At 58.8% G+C, this 17,622-nt stretch carries 10 protein-coding genes; all 10 read left to right on the top strand.

Going from position 1 to position 17,622, the window contains the following annotated elements; genetic code table 11:
- Positions 1–15: 15 nt before the first annotated feature.
- Entirely contained in the window at positions 16–1,620 is a 1,605-nt protein-coding gene (locus FTE24_RS22765) for an extracellular solute-binding protein (RefSeq protein WP_150228548.1), read from the top strand.
- Positions 1,621–1,794: 174 nt separating this feature from the next.
- On the top strand, positions 1,795–3,201 hold the full coding sequence (locus FTE24_RS22760) for an alpha-L-fucosidase (protein ID WP_150228550.1): 1,407 nt from the start codon (positions 1,795–1,797) through the stop codon (positions 3,199–3,201).
- Between the two features lie 113 nt (positions 3,202–3,314).
- Positions 3,315–4,367, top strand: coding sequence for a carbohydrate-binding family 9-like protein (locus FTE24_RS22755; protein WP_150228552.1), 1,053 nt, complete (start codon positions 3,315–3,317; stop codon positions 4,365–4,367).
- A gap of 6 nt (positions 4,368–4,373) precedes the next feature.
- Positions 4,374–7,418, top strand: a complete 3,045-nt coding sequence (locus tag FTE24_RS22750) for a transglutaminase-like domain-containing protein (RefSeq protein ID WP_237401897.1) — start codon at positions 4,374–4,376, stop codon at positions 7,416–7,418.
- A gap of 89 nt (positions 7,419–7,507) precedes the next feature.
- Positions 7,508–8,644 (top strand): glycoside hydrolase family 18 protein, encoded by a 1,137-nt coding sequence (locus FTE24_RS22745; RefSeq protein WP_150228554.1) that lies wholly within the window; start codon positions 7,508–7,510, stop codon positions 8,642–8,644.
- 205 nt (positions 8,645–8,849) lie between these two features.
- Positions 8,850–9,629 (top strand): class I SAM-dependent methyltransferase, encoded by a 780-nt coding sequence (locus FTE24_RS22740; protein WP_237401896.1) that lies wholly within the window; start codon positions 8,850–8,852, stop codon positions 9,627–9,629.
- A 222-nt stretch (positions 9,630–9,851) separates the two neighbouring features.
- The gene (locus FTE24_RS22735; RefSeq protein ID WP_415663168.1) at positions 9,852–11,495 is read left to right on the top strand and encodes a M3 family oligoendopeptidase; all 1,644 of its coding nucleotides are present in this window, start codon (positions 9,852–9,854) and stop codon (positions 11,493–11,495) included.
- A gap of 216 nt (positions 11,496–11,711) precedes the next feature.
- Positions 11,712–14,000 carry a hypothetical protein gene (locus FTE24_RS22730; RefSeq protein WP_202111972.1) on the top strand — a complete coding sequence of 763 codons (2,289 nt, stop codon included), beginning with the start codon at positions 11,712–11,714 and terminating at the stop codon, positions 13,998–14,000.
- Positions 14,001–14,161: 161 nt separating this feature from the next.
- Positions 14,162–15,883, top strand: a complete 1,722-nt coding sequence (locus FTE24_RS23590) for a histidine kinase (protein ID WP_150228558.1) — start codon at positions 14,162–14,164, stop codon at positions 15,881–15,883.
- Entirely contained in the window at positions 15,880–17,520 is a 1,641-nt protein-coding gene (locus FTE24_RS22720; RefSeq protein ID WP_150228560.1) for a response regulator transcription factor, read from the top strand. The genes FTE24_RS23590 and FTE24_RS22720 overlap by 4 nt, the downstream gene beginning before the upstream one ends.
- The last annotated feature ends 102 nt before the right edge of the window (positions 17,521–17,622 follow it).

Genomic DNA, 17,622 nt, shown 5'->3' with positions numbered 1-17,622 from the left:
AGGGGAGGATTTTGTATGAAAACGGGTCGTAGAAAAGGGGCAGCCGCGCTGTCCGGGGTATTGTTGTTCTCGATGCTGGCATCCGCCTGCCAATCCGGCGGAACGACGGAAACGGCGTCGGAGAAGGGCGGAAGCGTAAGCAAGGACGGGTTCCCGATCGTGGAAGAACCGATTACGCTGAGCGTGTTCTCGCCGAGCGCCGATATGGCGCCGTGGGACACGATGCCGGTCATCCAGGAGATGGAGAAACTGTCCAACATCAAAGTCGAGTTCCAGACGGCGCCGATCGACAGCTTCCCGACGAAGAAAAATCTCGTGTTCGCAAGCGGCGATCTGCCCGACATGCTGTACGCCGCCGACATCACGCCGGCTGAGCAGGTCAGCTACGGCACGCAGGGGCAGCTTGTGCCGCTGGAAGATTTGATCGACAATTACGCGCCCAACCTCAAAAAAATCCTCGACGAAAACCCGAACGTGCGCAAATCGATCACGACGACGGACGGCCATATCTACGCGCTGCCGTTTATCGATACGACAGCGGTCTGGTACCGCGGCCCGATGTGGTACAACGGCGAATTCCTGGAAAAGCTGGGCGTCGAAGAACCGAAAACGACCGACGAACTGTACGCTTACCTGAAAAAAGTCAAAACGGAAGATCCGAACGGAAACGGCAAAGCCGATGAAATTCCGCTGACTTCGGTCAAGCTGGACGATCTGCGCATGTACTTCCTCGGCTTCTGGGGCATGTACAACGAAGTGTATTACGCGGACAAAGACGGCAAAGTGCATTACACGCCGCAGGAAGAAGGCTATAAAGGCTATCTGACGTTCCTGAACAAGCTGTGGAACGAAGATCTGCTGGACCACGAGACGTTCTCGCAAACGGACGAACAGAAAAAAGCCAAAGGCGCGAAAAACCAGCTGGCGCTGTTCAGCGATTACTACCCGTACTTCACGCTCGGCGGAACCGAAGAAACGATGCAGGACCCGATGATGACGCCGGTAGCGAGCGAAATCGCCGGTACGCCGGTCTACGGCAAACATCCGGGCATGTCGTCCAACGGCAACTTCGCCATTACGGTCACCAATCCGAATCCGGAAGCGAGCATGCGCTGGATCGATTACCAATACGGCTATGACGGCGCGACGCTGTGGACGCAAGGACCACGCGGCAAAATGTGGGACTACGTCGACGAAGCGACGCACGAGAAAAAATTCCTCGACGTGCCGGGCGGCGGCGACCGCGAAGAATACCGCGCGACGCTGACGCCGAACTACGGCATCGTAACGCCGGGCGTCAATATTCCCGAACTGACGAACGGCCTGCGCAGCGAAGTGGAAGACTGGGTCGTGAAGCAAAACGAACAGAAGTTGGTGCCGATCGCCAAAATTCCGTTCCCGAACGTGTATCTGACGAACGACGCGCAGACGGAAGTGTCCGCGCTGCTGTCCGACATGAATACGTATGTGGAGCAGATGGAAGCGAAATTCGTAACCGGACAGGAACCGATGAGCAACTGGGACAGCTATGTGGCGCAGCTCAAAAAGATGGGCAGCGACCGCATCGTGGAAATTTACCAGGAAGCGTACGACCAATGGAACAGCGAGAACGCGCAGTAAGCGGATAGACGGCGTCTCGTCCGGATCCTAAACGGCGGGGCGGAGAACGAAGCGGCTCGGGCCCTTCGTTCCCCGCCCCTTATTGGGGAACAAGCGGCAATAACCCGATCGACAACGACAGATCGAACGCCTGCCGCGAAGGCCGCGGACAGGAGATTCGAGAAGGAGGAGCAGATGACGGAAGCGAAAATGGCGGAAGAAGCACGGGAACCGGAACCGGTCGTGCATGAAGGCGTGCACAATTACAGCAGCGAAGACGAATGGGTGAAGCCGGAAGATCCGCTGCTGCTCGAACGCCTCGAATGGTTCAAAGACCAGAAGCTCGGCTTGATGATGCACTGGGGACCGTATTCGCAGCTCGGCGTGGTGGAATCCTGGGCGCTGAGCGACGGAGACGCGGACTGGGCGAGAGACTGTATCGACTGGGGCGTCGAAGGCGAAGAATTGAAGCGGGAATATTTCGACCTGAACCGAACGTTCAATCCGATCCGGTTCCAGCCGGAGCTGTGGGCCGATCTGGCCGCGGAAGGCGGATTCAAATATTTGACCTTCACGACCAAACATCACGACGGCTTCTGCATGTGGGACACGCATACGACGGATTACCGCATTACCGGACCGGATACGCCGTTCCATCGGCACAAGTACGCGGACATCTGCAAGAACCTGTTCGACGCTTTCCGCTCGCGGGGACTTGCGATCTCGGCCTATTTCTCCAAAGCCGACTGGCATACGCCGGATTACTGGGCGCCGGGCATGGAGCGGGGCGAGAAAATGTGGCGCGGCCCGTCGTACGATCCTGCGGCGTATCCGTGGCTGTGGGAAAAGTTCGTCAAGTTCACGCACGAGCAGATTACCGAACTGATGACCCGGTACGGCCGGATCGACATGCTGTGGCTCGACGCCGGTTGGGTGAACGCGGGCAGCGGACAGGATATCCGGCTCGGCGAACTGGTCGACGAGATTCGCCGGGAACACCAGCCCTGGCTGCTAAGCGCCGACCGGACCGTGGGCGGGCCGTACGAGAACCTGATCACGCCGGAGCAGACGCTGCCGGAACGGCCGCTAAACGTGCCGTGGGAGAGCTGTATCACGATGGGCACTTCTTTTTCCTTCAATTATGAAGACCGGTACAAAAGCGTGCGGGAGCTCGTGCACCTGCTTGTCGAGATCGTGGCCAAAGGCGGCAATCTGGCGCTCAACGTCGGCCCGCAGCCGGACGGCCGACTGCCGGCCGCGGCGATCCAAGGCATGAAAGGGCTCGGCGCCTGGCTTGCGGTCAACGGCGACGGCATCTACGGCACGCGGGTGTGCGAACCGTACGCGTCGGCGGACAAGAAGATCCGGTTTACGCGCAAAGGAAGCGACGTCTACGCGATCCGGCTCTATGCCGAAGGGGACACGGTGGAAAGCGAACTGGAAATTCCGGCGGTCGGCGAGTTCCGGGGGGCCGAACTGCTGGGAAGCGAAGAGGAACTTACGCTGCGCCAGACGGATGCGGGGATTGTTGTGGAGCTGCCGGAATCGGTCCGCGGAGGCGAGACGCCGATTGCGCTCGTTATCCGGTTAAGCGAGGCGTGAGCGAGAGGACGGACAGGCTTTGACAATCGCACAGCGGCGGGCGGCACCGGAAGCGGGAGCACCGCCGCTTTTTACGCAGGCAACAACGGAACGGAATCGGAGGAGGAAAAAAGATGAATCTTGGCGGAATGCCGGAACCGGCGATCCCGTTTGCGCCGCGTTCCTACGTGTGCGGGCGGGCCCCGGGCAAGCTTGAATTGGACGGGCGGCTCGACAAGCCGTTCTGGGCGAATGCGCCGTGGACGGACAGCTTCGTCGATATCGAAGGCGACGCCAAGCCCCGGCCGGGCAAATTGACGCGGGCGAAGATGCTGTGGGACGACGAATATTTCTATATCGGGGCGCAGCTTGAAGAAGACGAGATCTGGGCGACGCTCACCGAGCGCGAATCGGTCATCTTTTACGATAACGATTTTGAAATTTTTATCGATCCCGACGGAGACAGCCACCAGTATTACGAATTCGAGATCAACGCGCTGAACACGGTCTGGGATCTTATGCTGATCACCCCTTACCGGGATGGCGGGCCTCCGGTCAACGGTTGGGATATCCGCGGCCTGCGGACAGCGGTACATATCGACGGTACGCTGAACGATCCGGCCGCGGACAACCGGAGCTGGAGCGTGGAAGTCGCCATGCCGTGGAGCATTTTGCGCGAATGTGCCGAAGGGCAGAAGCCGCCGGAAGCCGGACAGTACTGGCGCGTCAATTTTTCCCGCGTGCAGTGGCAGGTGGACAAAGACAGCGGCGCATACCGCAAGCGGATCAACCCGGATAACGATCGTCCTTATCCGGAAGACAACTGGGTCTGGTCGCCGCAGGGCGTCGTCAATATGCACTACCCGGAAATGTGGGGCTTCGTACACTTTGCCGGAGAAGGCGAGGCGGAACCTGAACCGTTCGGGCTGCCGGCGGACGAGACGGTCAAATGGAAGCTGAGACGGTTGTATTACCGCCAGCGCAATCTGTACGAGCGGTCGGGAAGTTTCGCGTCCGAGCTGACTCCGCTGCTGGAAGACGGCGATGCAGACGGGGAACTGTCGGCTCTGGGCGGAGCGGGACTGTCGATCGAGACGACGACGCATTCGTTCCGTATGCGTCTGCCGTCGGCGGACGGCAGCGGGGCGTACTGGATACGCGAAGACGGCAAACTGTGGAAGGAGTGAGCGGACATGAGAACGGACGAGAGCAAGGCTGAACGGGAACCCGGACAAAAACAGGAACAAGAACAGGAACAACAGGCGAACGGTTTGATGATGGAATCGGCAAATCCGTCCTATCCGTTCTCGTTGGACGCGCCGCGCATGCAGGCAATCTCGGCCGCGTTCGAACAGCAGAGAAAGCTTGCGGCCGCGCGGGAAAAAGAATGCTTTGGCGTATTCGCCGGGCCGCTAAGCGAAGAAGAACGGTTGGCGCTCGAATTCCTGTATGCGCATATGCCGATCAACGATCTGGCGGATTACGACGGCGAGCTGTTTCTGACGCATGTGCGGCAGGCACTGCGCATGCGAACGGACATGCCGTGGGGATCTTCGGTGCCGGATGAGCTGTTTCTGCATTACGTGCTGCCGCCCCGGATCAACAATGAACGTATCGAAGATTATCGCGATGCGATCGCCGGGGAACTACGAGGCCGGGTACGCGGGTTGTCGATGTCCGACGCCGTGCTGGAGACCAATTACTGGTGTTATGAAAAAGCGACCTATACCGGCAGCGACGCCCGGACGATCTCGCCGCTTGGCATGATCCGCAGCGCCAAGGGACGCTGCGGCGAAGAATCGACGCTGGCGACAGCCGCGCTGCGCAGCATCGGCATTCCGGCGCGCCAATGCTATACGCCGCGCTGGGCGCATGTGGACGACAACCATGCCTGGGTCGAAGCGTGGGCGGACGGAGCGTGGCATTTTATCGGCGCCTGCGAGCCGGAACCTGCGCTTGACCGGGGCTGGTTCGACGGCCCGGCGCGCCGGGCCATGCTGGTGCATACGCGGGTGCCGGCGGGCTACGCCGGGCCGGAACCGGTGACGCACGGCGACGGCGTGCATACGGAGATCAATCTGTTGGCGAATTATGCGCCGGTACGGACGCTCGAAGTCCGCGTAACGGACGCGGACGGCCGCCCGGCGGCGGGCGCGGACGTGCAGTTCCAGCTCTACAATTATGCGGAGCTGCATCCGTTGTCTTCGATGGTGACCGGCATGGACGGTCGGCTGCGGTTCGTGACCGGCTACGGCGATCTGGTCGTGCGCGCCTCGCAGGGCGGCCTGTGGAGCGAGTGTATCGTATACGGAAGCCGGGCGGTTGCGCCGAATCACGGCGCCGGGCGGTCGGAAGATTCGTCTGCCGCGGAGACGGTGGAACTCGTGCTTGCGCATAGCGGCCAGCCTTCGGGCAGCGTCGATTTTGAACTGACGCCGCCGCCGGAACTTGCCGGCGCGGCCGAAGAGCCGCTGCCGGAAGAGCGGCTCGCCCGGCACCGGAGCCGCATCGCCGAAGGCGAGCGGATTCGCGCCGCTTTTGAAGCGGGCTTTGCCGGCGAGGCAGAATCGGCGGCTCTGGCCGATTCGCTTGGATTGGACGCGGCTCGCGTCTTCAAGGTACTGGGAGATGCCCGGGGCAATGCCGGGGAGATCGCGGCGTTTCTGCAACAGCACACGCCGCAGCGCGGCGAGTGGCCGCTGCGGCTGCTGGAGAGCCTGACGTCCAAAGACCTGATCGATACCGATCGGGTGACGCTGGACGACCATCTGCGCGGCGGGCTTGAAGCCGGGCGGGAAATCGGCATGCCTATCGGATGGGAAGCCGGAGCGGAATCCGAAGGGAAGACCGGCAAGGATGAAGGCTCCGGAACCGACCCTGCCGATGAGCGCTTCATCGCCTACGTGCTCTGCCCCCGCGTACGCTGGGAGAAGCTGTCGCCGTACCGCGCGCAGCTGCGCGGCGCGTTCACGGCCGAAGACGCCGAAGCTTACCGCGCCGATCCGCAGCGGCTGGCAAGAAAAGTCGCCGCGGACTGGAGCGTCCTGCCGCGCCGGACACCCGTGCCGGGCAAAGCGTCCCCGGCCGGGACGTTCGCGCTGCGGGCCGGCGACCGCGAATCGGTCGAGATCATGCTCGTCGCTCTCTGCCGCAGCTTCGGCATTGCGGCGCGCCTGCATCCGGCGGCGCAGCACCCGCAGGCGTGGGTCGACGCCGGCGAAGGCTCGGGCTGGATCGATCTGGAACGCCCGATCGAAGCCGGAGCCGGAATCGAGATCGGAACCAAAATCGGCAGCGGCGCCGACGCCGGAACCGGGGCCGAGCGCGGAACCGGAATCCGCGCCGCGGAAACCGCGGAAGCCGCCGAAGCGGCGCAAGGCCGCGCGGCCTACGGCACGCTGCGTCTGCGGCGCCCCGAACCGGCCGCCGAGCCGCGGGAAATTTCCGCGCCGGCCGTCGAAGCGTCCTACCGCGAGAACTTCACGCTTGCGCGGCTGGAACGCGGCTTCTATACGACGCTGAATTATCCGTTTCGACGTCAGGACGTCTACGACGTTCCGTTCGAACTGGAAGCCGGCGATTACCGCATGACGACCGGCATCCGGCTGCAAAACGGCCGCGTGCTCGGCCGCCTGTTCCATTTCGTGATCGAACCGGGCCGCGAAACGGAGCTTGAACCCGTTTTCCGCGAACCGGAACAATCGGTTCCGGTATTGGCCGCCGCGGAAGGTCATTCCCGCCTGACGCTGCCAAGCGGCGAAGCGCGGACGCTCGCCGAACTGTCCGGCGGCAAGGGCGCGCTCGTCGCCTGGATCGATTACCGGCTGGAACCGACGCGCCATCTGCTGCGCGAAGCCGGCGAGCTCAAAGAGACGCTCGAAGCCGCCGAAGTGCCGCTGCTCTTTATCGTCCACGCCGGCCTCGCCGCAAGCGAAGCCGGCGCTGCGGTACCGCCCGAAGCCGGCGGCGCTGCGGCCGACCGGCCTGCCGGAGCCGCCGAAGTGCCCGCCGCCGTGCGGCCGTTCGTGCCGAAGACGCTGCCGCCTGGCGCGGTCTTCGCTTACGACCGTTCCGGCGAAGCGTTCGCGGCGATGAACGCGAACTGCCCGCCGCCCGGCGCGGAATATCCGCATCTGTTCGTGCTCGACGCCGACCTGAACGTCCGCTACGCGGAGTCCGGCTACAAGCCGGGCAGCTGCGCCGAAGCGCTGCAGATTCTGCGCACCGTGCGCGGCTGATCCGGACGGATACACCTGACCTGACCTGACCTGAATTGACCTGAACTCCGCGTCAGCCGTCCCTATTTTACGAGAAAAGAGGAACCGACATGAACCGCGATTCTCACGACCAATCCGAACTTTTTGCTGCCGATTCGACGCCTGCCGCCGACTTCGCTCCGCGCGTAGTCGGCTATGTCGGCCATGCCGACCTGCCGGACCTCAAAACGGAAGACCTGCTCAAGCTGACGCATATCAATATCGCGTTCGGCCATGTGCAGGGCGATATGATCGTCACGGAACATTTGCGCAACATGCACGAACTGAATCGAATCAAAAAAGAACATCCCGGCGTCTCGATCCTGCTGTCGGTCGGAGGCTGGAGCGCGGGCGGATTTTCCGAAGCGGCGTCGACGGAGCGCGGCCGAAGTTCGATGGCGCAGTCGTCGCTTGACGTCATCGCCGAATACGGACTGGACGGCATCGACCTGGACTGGGAATATCCGTGCTACGCCGAAGCCGGCATTGCCGCAAGCCCGGACGACCGGGGCAACTTCACCCTACTGCTCCGCACGATTCGCGAAGCGCTGGATGAACGCGGCTCCGCGGACGGAAGGCATTATCTGCTCACGATTGCCGCCGGAGCGGATCAATATTATGTCGACGGAACGCAGATGGACGAAGCCCAGCGCTACCTCGATTATGTGCAGCTGATGACGTACGACATGCGCGGCGGGTTTCAGATCCTGACCGGCCACCATACGAATCTGCATACACCGACCGGCGACCTGTTCCGCATCAGCACCGAGTCGTCGGTCAATCTGTTTCTGAAGGCCGGCGTGCCCCGACACAAGATCGTGATCGGAGCCGCGTTCTATTCCCGAATGTGGACAGGCGTGCCGAACGTCAACAACGGCTTGCACCAGATGGCGGCGACGAGCGGAGGCTACGGACCGGAATTTACCGACCTGCATCGGGAGTATATCGACCGAGGCGGCTTCGTGCGCTATTGGGACGACGAAGCCAAAGCGCCTTATCTGTACGACGGCGGCCTCCATGACGGCGGCACGTTCATTACGTACGACGACGAACAATCGATCGCCTGCAAATGCCGGTATACGCTGGAGCAGCAGCTCGGCGGCGTCATGTTCTGGGAATACCGCTGCGACCGGACGGGATTGCTGCTCGAAGCGATTCGGGCCGGACTGGAGAAGGCGAAGCCGACCGCGAATCGTTCCCCGCATTGAAAGCGATCTGGCTTGCGCAGATAAGCTTGCAGCCGATACAATCGGTGTAACGGCGTACGCTTTGGGAAGCCCTCTTTTTCGAAAAAGAAGCTGGAAGAAGTCTCGCGTGTTTCGGCACGTGGGATTTTCCCGTTTCCGCAGCGCTTCCCGGGAAGCGAAAGCGTTACATCCGCCGACAGCTGACAATGAGGAGCACGAATATCCCATGATTCCAAATGATCCTGATATGCAAACTCGATTCGATAATGACGAAGAATATGCAGATCCGCAGCGTTATGACAGGGAAAATGAAGATTGGAAACCGGATCTGCCGCTGCTGTTGAAGCTTGCGGGGGAGGCGTTCGGCCATTCCGTGCTGGAGATCGGCTGCGGCACCGGACGAACGGCCATTCCACTTGCCGAAGCCGGTTACCCGGTCGTCGGGGTCGATCTGCACGAAGGTATGCTGGACCTGGCCCGAAGCAAAGCGGAGGTGTGCGGAGTCGCGGTCGATTGGCGGGCCGGAGACATCGCGAACTTGACACTGGCCGATCCGGCGGGCTTCGTTTACATGACGGGCAACGGTTTTCAGCACTTTTTGACGAACGAACATCAAAATAGCCTGCTGCAAGCCGTGAAGCGAAATTTGATCGTCGGCGGGACTTTCGTGTTCGACACACGTTTTCCCGGTCCGGAAGAATTGATGCAGCCCGAGACGGAGCAATTTTGGCGTTCGACGACGGAACCGGACGGCCTTCGAACCGACTTATACACGATCGCTCGTTACGATGCGCTGACGCAAATCCAGCATTACACGACGATCCGCAGGCAAGAAGCCGGGAGCGAACAACGCTCGCGCATCGCTCTGCGCTACACGTATCCGCAAGAGCTGCTTCGTCTGGTGGAGCAAGCGGGTTTCGCGGTCGAAGGGCTGTACAGCGATTGGAATTTGTCTCCGCTTGCGCCGGATGCTTATTCAATGATCTGCGTGTGCCGCAAAAAATAAACGAAGCCTGCCATCGTGTGCTTAACGTAAACCGTTCACCCGTATTCGGTTTCCGTTATGTCAACTAACCTGCCGCGAAAAGCGAAAAAATTTACGTTTTCTGTGGCGATCAAGCGGCGAATTCCGTATACTGGGGAAAGAGTCTGCCACATCAGAGGAGGAAAAGCATTGACGACTTTTCAGCAGTTCGAATACGTACGACCAAATATTGACCAGTTGAAGATTAATTTCAAGGAATGTATCACCCGTTTCGAAGCCGCCGCGACGATCGGCGAGCAGGAGTCCGTCATGCACGAGATCAACGCGCTGCGCAACAGCTTCGACACGCAGCACCAGCTCGTCAGCATCCGCCATTCGATCGATACGACCGACGAATTCTACAAAGCCGAGCAGGAATTTATGGACGAAGTGGGCCCGGTCGTGCAGGAGTACATCTCCGACTACTACCGCGCGCTGACCACGTCGAAATTCCGCGGCGAACTGGAAGCCAAATGGGGCAAGCAGCTGTTTGCTCTGGCCGAGAGCGCGATCCGCACGTTCAGCCCGGACATCATCGAAGATCTCCAACTGGAGAACAAGCTGTCCACCGAATACGACCAACTGATCGCGTCCGCGAAAATCCCGTTCGAAGGCGAAGAGCGCACGCTGCCGCAGCTGCTGCCGTTCGAGCTGTCGACCGACCGCGATATGCGCAAGAAAGCGTCGGAAGCCAGATTCGGTTTTCTGAACGAACAAGAACCGGAACTTGACCGCCTGTACGACGAGCTGGTCAAGGTGCGTACCAAAATGGCGCACAAACTCGGCTACCCGAGCTTCGTCGAGATGGGTTACGACCGGATGATGCGCACCGACTACAACGCCGACATGGTCGCGAATTTCCGCAAGCAGGTGCTGGAAGAAATCGTGCCGGCCGCCACGCGTCTGCGCAAGCGCCAGGAAGCGCGGATCGACGTCGATACGCTGCGTTATTACGATAACGGCTTCAGCTTCAAGAGCGGCAACCCGACGCCCAAAGGCGATCCGGAATGGATCGTGAAGAACGGCGAAGACATGTACCAAGAGCTGTCGCCGGAGACGAACGAATTTTTCGCATTCATGCAGGAGAACGAATTGATGGACCTCGTCAGCAAAAAAGGCAAAGCGGGCGGCGGTTACTGCACGTATCTGCCGGACTACAAAGCGCCGTTCATCTTCTCGAACTTCAACGGAACGTCCGGCGATATCGACGTGCTGACGCACGAAGCCGGCCACGCGTTCCAGGTGTATTCCAGCCGCGGACACGAAGTGCCGGAATATCTCTGGCCGACGTACGAATCCGCCGAGATCCATTCCATGAGCATGGAGTTCTTCACCTGGCCGTGGATGGAGAAGTTCTTCGAAGGCGATACGGAAAAATACCGCTTCGATCATCTCGCTTCCGGCCTGCTGTTTATCCCGTACGGCGTGTCGGTCGACGAATTCCAGCATTTCGTCTACGCCAATCCGGACGCGACGCCGGATGAGCGCAAAGCCGCCTGGAGAGACATCGAGAAAAAATATTTGCCGCACCTGAACTACGAAGGCAACGATTATCTGGAACGCGGCGGCTTCTGGCAGAAGCAGGGCCATATTTTCGGCGCGCCGTTCTATTACATCGACTACACGCTGGCGCAAATCTGCGCGTTCCAGTTCTGGAAACGCTCCAGAGAAGATTTCGCCGCTGCGTGGAAAGATTACGTGCATCTGTGCGGTCTCGGCGGCACGCAGTCGTTCACCGGTCTCGTGCGCGAAGCCGGTCTGATCTCGCCGTTTGAAGACGGCTGCGTCTCGTCCGTCATCGGCACGATCGAAGACTGGCTGAACGGCGTGGACGACAAAGCGCTGTAACGCTCCAAAGCTTCTCCATACGACGCGCATGCAAAAAGCGATTCGGTCAGTCCTTCAATGGACGCGGATCGCTTTTTTGCGTAGGGCGGGCAACATCTGAATATTGTCCCACTCCGTTCTGATTATTGTCTGACACAGGTTGGCCGTTAGAACTGGTAAGTTAATAACGTTCCAAATGTAATCGCTTTCTTATTTGACGAAAAGGGGAGTTGCAGAATGGGGAAAATGAAAAAAGGATGGTTGTCGGGCATGGTTGCGGTCTCGGTTCTGGCCGTATCGGCGTTTCCGGGCTCTTCGATCCACGCGCAAACGGTTCCGGCAAATCCGCTGGTCGTCGATTTGTCCGAAAATACGGGCGATCTTCATTACGGCGCGTCGGGCTTTTTGTACGGCCTCGGCAGCGAAGGTCTTCCGACGTCCAACGTGCTGGCCCCGCTGAGACCGCAGGCGATCGCGCAAAAAGCGCCTGACGGCCTGCAGCATCCGAACGGCGATGCGCTCAAAGTCGCTCCAGAATTTATAGCGGCGGGAGGGCGCGAAGTTCAAATCTACATGCAGGACGTGTACGTGAACTGGCCGTACGAAAATTTGGGCATCGCCGATTATTTGCAAAAGATCGACGTTATGATGGCCAAAGTGATGCAGCATCCCAATCGTTCCGCGTTCGTGTACGTGCCGTTCAACGAGCCGGACGGCAACTGGTACGGAGGCATGGTCGTGCACAACGATCCTGCGAAGTACGACGAAGCCGGCCGGGCCAAGACGCGGCAGCGCTTTTTCGAAGATTGGAAAACGGTATATCAACATATGAAAAAGATCGACCCGAACGCCAGGATTGCGGGGCCCAACCTGTCTTTTTATAGCGAGCGGCTGCACGAAGACTTTTTCAAATACGCCCAAGCGAACAACGTGCTGCCCGACGTGATGACGTGGCATGAACTGGGCAACGATTTCTTCACGGACTGGTACAAGCATTATGATCATTATCGCAAAGTCGAACGCGACCTTCGTATCACGGAACGCCCGATCTCTATCAATGAATACGGCAGACCCGAATGGGCCGGCGCCGATCTGGGCAATCCGGGCCAACTGATCCAATGGATGACCCGTCTGGAAAACAGCAAAGTGGACGGTATGCTCGCTTACTGGACCGCGGCGGGAACTTTAAACGATCTTATTACGACTAATAATCAGGCGACCGGCGGCTGGTGGCTGTACAAATGGTACGGCGAATTGACCGGGCATACCGTCAAAGTGACTCCGCCGTCGCTGACCGGGCCTTTGCAAGGACTGGCCGCGCTGGACGAGGACAAACAGCAGGCACGCATTTTGTTCGGAGGCTCCTGGCCGGCCACAACGTACGCGACGAGCGTCGAGGTGAAGGGCTTCGACGAAGCCGACTATTTCGGGGACCGCGTGCACGTCTCGGTCTGGGGCACGGACGATAGCGGTACCAACCGTGCAAGCGGAGCGCCGTACGTCGTTCACGAAGGCGACTACGACGTGACGAACGGACAGATTCAAGTGCCGCTGAACAATCTGATCGATTTGTCCGCGTACCAAATGGTCATCACGCCGGACACGGATGCGTCGTCGCTTGCGGCGGGCAATCGCTACGAAGCCGAATACGCCAAGATCGACGGCAATGTCTCGGTCGAATACGGCGACGGACAAGCCGGATATACGGGTACCGGCTACGCAATCGGGTACGACGGTCCGGATTCCGGGCTGACCGAGTTCGTCGTGGATGTCCCGGCAGACGGATATTACAAGCTGAATCTTCGGTACGCCCTTGCGGGCGGCGCAGCCGAATCTTCATCGCTGGCGCTGCAGGTGGACGGTCTGTACGTGAAGGACGTGCCGCTGCCCGCGGCGGCAGAATGGAGTACCGTTTCCACGACCGTGTTCCTTATGAACGGCATCAACCGTGTTCAATTCGCGAATCCGCAGCAGGCGGAACTTGCGGAAGCCGTTCTGCTCGATTCGCTGGAAATCGCGGAAAGCGATCGGCAGATGGATACGTATGAGGCCGAAAGTCCGCTTAACCGGCTGAGCGGAGCCGCCAAAGTCGAAAACGGCCCGGCGGCATCCGGCGGCCAATACGTGGGCTGGATCGGGAACGGCTCCAGCAATACGTTGACGTTCAACGAAGTGACCGTGCCGCAGGCCGGCCGTTACCGAATGGTCGTATCTTTTGGCAACGGCGAACGCCGATCCGACCGCCAGCATGTGTACAATGCGGGATTCGTAGACCGGCGGGCGGATATCGAAGTGAACGGAAACGCGGCGCAGACGCGCTACTTCTACAATACGATCGACTGGAGCCAATTCCGCACGATCGTATTCGAGGTCGAGCTTCGTGAAGGATCGAATTCGATCACCTTCTCCAATCCGACCCTGCAGGACCCGGCGAAACGGACTTACGGGTTCGCCCCGAATATCGATCGGATTCAGATCGCGGCTCCGGCAATCGATACGCCGGAACCGCAAGCGCCGCCGCAGTAAGGCGTTCATTCGGCGATCCGCCGGTGATTCGCGCCAGGTCGCCCGGCAGCTCTAATCGGGCGGTTCATTCGAACCGAAGAAATGGATGCGTCCTGAAATAGGCGCATCCATTTGCTGTTCGGTTTTTGCTCGCCATACGTGCACGGGTTGGGGGGATCGAAGTGAAATTCAAAAAAATACGTACCAAGATCGTAACCGCGATGCTGCTCACGACGCTGTTCCCGTTGGTTTTGACGTCTTCGATTATTTTGTATCAAGTCTCCCAGAGCACCCGCCAGGATTACACGATCGCGCAGACGCGTATCGAACAGGATCTCAAGTTTCAAATCCGGCAGTACCTGGATGATCTCGGCGAGTCGGCGTATCCGATCTATTACGATTACGAGCTGCTGAGAAATTTATTTCGCAACGTGAACGAACGCAGCGGCAAAATCGCGGATTACCAAACGCGCCAGCGCATGAAGCAGTTCTTTTTGAACACGTACGGCCGTTTTGAATCCAGCGACGTCAAAGGCATGTACGTTATCGATTTGGAAGGCAATCCGTATTCGGTCTTTTTCCCGAACTATTATTTGAACCTGAACCGGACGTATACGAAGTCGGTACTCCGGGCCCTCACATTTCCTTACGAAAATCCCGCTTTTGCCATAGACGACCGCAGCTTGTACGACGAGCCTGTGGTGCGCTACCTGTATCCGCTCAAAATGCTCGGCACGCCTTTTGCGGTGCTCGTCATCGACTTGCGGCAGCAGTCGTTCGAGTCTTTGCTGGAGCGGTACAACACGTTCGAGCAGGGCAGAATCGTCATAGTGAACCGCGATAACCGGATCATCTACCATTCCGACCATGCGCTGATCGGCCGCATGTACGAAAAAGACCGCGATCGCCGCACCCAGATCGTGCAGACACGGCTGGACGGCGGCGGGGAAACGTTGATCTACGAATTCCGCGTTTCTTCGCAGCTGATTTTCTATCGCGATTTCGCCGTGGGCATCATCATCTTTTCCCTGCTGATCAGCGCCCTGCTTTCGTTCGGGCTCAGCTACAATCTCACGCTTCCGGTGCTCAAGCTGCATGCCAAAATGCGGGCGCTCCGCGACGGCAATTACGAAGCCCGGGTCGAGATCACGACGTCCGACGAAATCGCGTTTTTGGGCATGCGGTTCAACGAAATGGCCCACCGCATTCAATGGCATATCGATCACGAGCTGAATTTGCGCCTGCAAACGCAGGAAGCGCAGATCAAAGCGCTGCAATCGCAAATCTCGCCGCATTTTCTGTTCAATACCCTTCAGTTGATCTCGAATATTGCTTCCGTGAACCGGGTGCCGGAGATGCGTTCGATTTGTTTGGCCTTGAGCCATATGTATCGGTACAACATGGAGATCCGCAAAGAATGGGTCCAAGTCAAAGACGAAATTTCCCATGTACGCAATTATTTGCTCATCATTAACAAACGTCTACCGGAAGGCATCCATATTCGCATATCCGCAAGTCCCGAAGTACGCGAGCTCAAGATGCCCAAGCTGATGCTGCAGCCGATCGTCGAGAACGCGGTGGAGCACGGCTTGATTCCTTTGATGCAGGGTCAGAAAAAAATGCGGATCAGCGTGTGCGTCGATGTTCCGGGCGAGCGGCTGATTGTGCGGCTGGCGGACAACGGAGTCGGCATTCCGGCATCCGAACTGGAACGGCTGCGCACGGTGCTGGACGACCCGGACGTGTTCCCGGGTTCGCCGTCCGCCTCGATCGGGATGCCCAATATCCAGACGCGGATCAAGCTGATCTGCGGCGAAGACTACGGAATCAAGATGTTGAGCAGGCCGGGGCAGGGGACGCTGATCGTGTTGCATTTACCATTGAAGGAGGTTCATTCGGCATGAAAATTCTAATCGTCGACGACGAAATCATGGTACATCGCCAATTGGAGCAGGTCATCCAATGGGAACGCTACGGCTGGGAAATCGTCGGACATGCGTACAGCGGAAGCGAAGCTTGCCGGCTGATCGAGGAGCAGCGTCCCGACGTGGTTGTCACCGATATCCGCATGCCCGGGATGGACGGGCTCGAACTGCTGAAATGGATGCAGGACTCTTCGTTCAAGGCGAAAATGATCGTCCTGAGCGGGTACGGCGATTACGGGTATTCCCGCAGCGCTTTTCTGCTGCAGGCGGTCGATTATTTGCTCAAACCGGTCAACGAAGCGGAACTGCTGAGCCTGCTGGGCCGGGTCGAGAACGACATCATCCAGGAATCCCGGGATCAGAGCGAGGTCCGGCGCCAGCGGGCGACGCTGCACCAAGGACTTCAGTTGATGCAGGACGAATGGGTCAGCTTTTTGCTGGAATCGCAGGACCGCGACGAGAACGAAATCATCGTCGAATCGGAGCAGCTGCAAATTTCGCTGCCCGAGCAGCCTTTTCGTATCGTCGTTGTCAAGCTGATCGACCTTGGCTCCAGCATGACGAACCGTTACGAAGGCGACACATCGGCGGTCCATTTCGCTTCGCGCAACGTGATCCAAGAAAATCTTGCCGTTTACTGCGGCGGGATCGACGTGTTTCGCAACCTGAACGGCGTGAACGAATTCGTCCTGTTTTTCCCCGAAGATCGCGCTCAGGGATACTCGCTGGAATATATCGGCAGCCATATCCAGAAAACGTTGGCTTTATGTATGCGAATGGAGATCAAGATCGGCATCAGCAGCTGCAAGACCCGGATCGGCGCCGCGAGATCGGCCCATATGGAAGCGCTGCGGGCGATCGAGGAACTGAAGCTGTCCGAAACGGACAACGTCGCGTTCTATCTGGCCAAAAAGCCCGACTCGGCCGGCAACGAACGGGACGAGTGGGGCGAAGTGCACGTGCTGCTGCGCTTTTTTCTCGATACCGGGGCGCAGCAGAGCGGCATGCATTTTATGGCCAAGCTGGAACGCGAATTGAGCCGGGAACGATTGAACCGGACCAGCTCCCGTAAAATCCATGCCGAACTGGAACAAATGCTGTACAAGTTCGAAGCTTCGGTCCGGGAAGAGCAGGCTTCGATGCGGTTGGCGGAAATCAAGCGGGGCGTCCAGAAGATGGATATTGAACAGATCAAATCCGGATTCAGGCAGATCACGGACGATTACGCGGCAGGCATGTCGGCGCAAAACCGGTCCAAATCGGGCAAGCACCTGATCGAAGCGATCAAAGTGTACGCGGTCGAACATCACGACACGGTCACGCTCGATCAGATCTCCCGGCAGTTTTTTCTGAACAAAAACTACTTCTGCACTCTGTTCAAAGAATCGACGGGCGAAAACTTTACGGAGTTTCTCAAAAGCGTTCGTATCGAACAAGCCAAAAAGCTGCTGAGCGGCACGAACCTCAAAACGTACGAAGTCGCGCTCAAAGTCGGGTATGCCGATGCGCGTTATTTTAGCCAACTGTTCAAAAAAGCGACCGGTATTCAACCGAGCCATTACAAGGAAGCAACCCGAATCGAAGCGACCGGCCAAGCCGACGAAAAAGTCGAGTAATTTCAACATTCGCCTGAATTTCGCCGCATAGGCAGTTGTCCCCGGCGCCTTTACAATAAAAGCAGGCACCAAACAAGCTGCTCGCAACATCAGACCGAATAA

The organism is Saccharibacillus sp. WB 17, assembly GCF_008634075.2.
GTDB classification, from domain to species: Bacteria; Bacillota; Bacilli; order Paenibacillales; family Paenibacillaceae; genus Saccharibacillus; species Saccharibacillus brassicae.
This window is presented reverse-complemented; position numbering and strand designations above follow the sequence as displayed.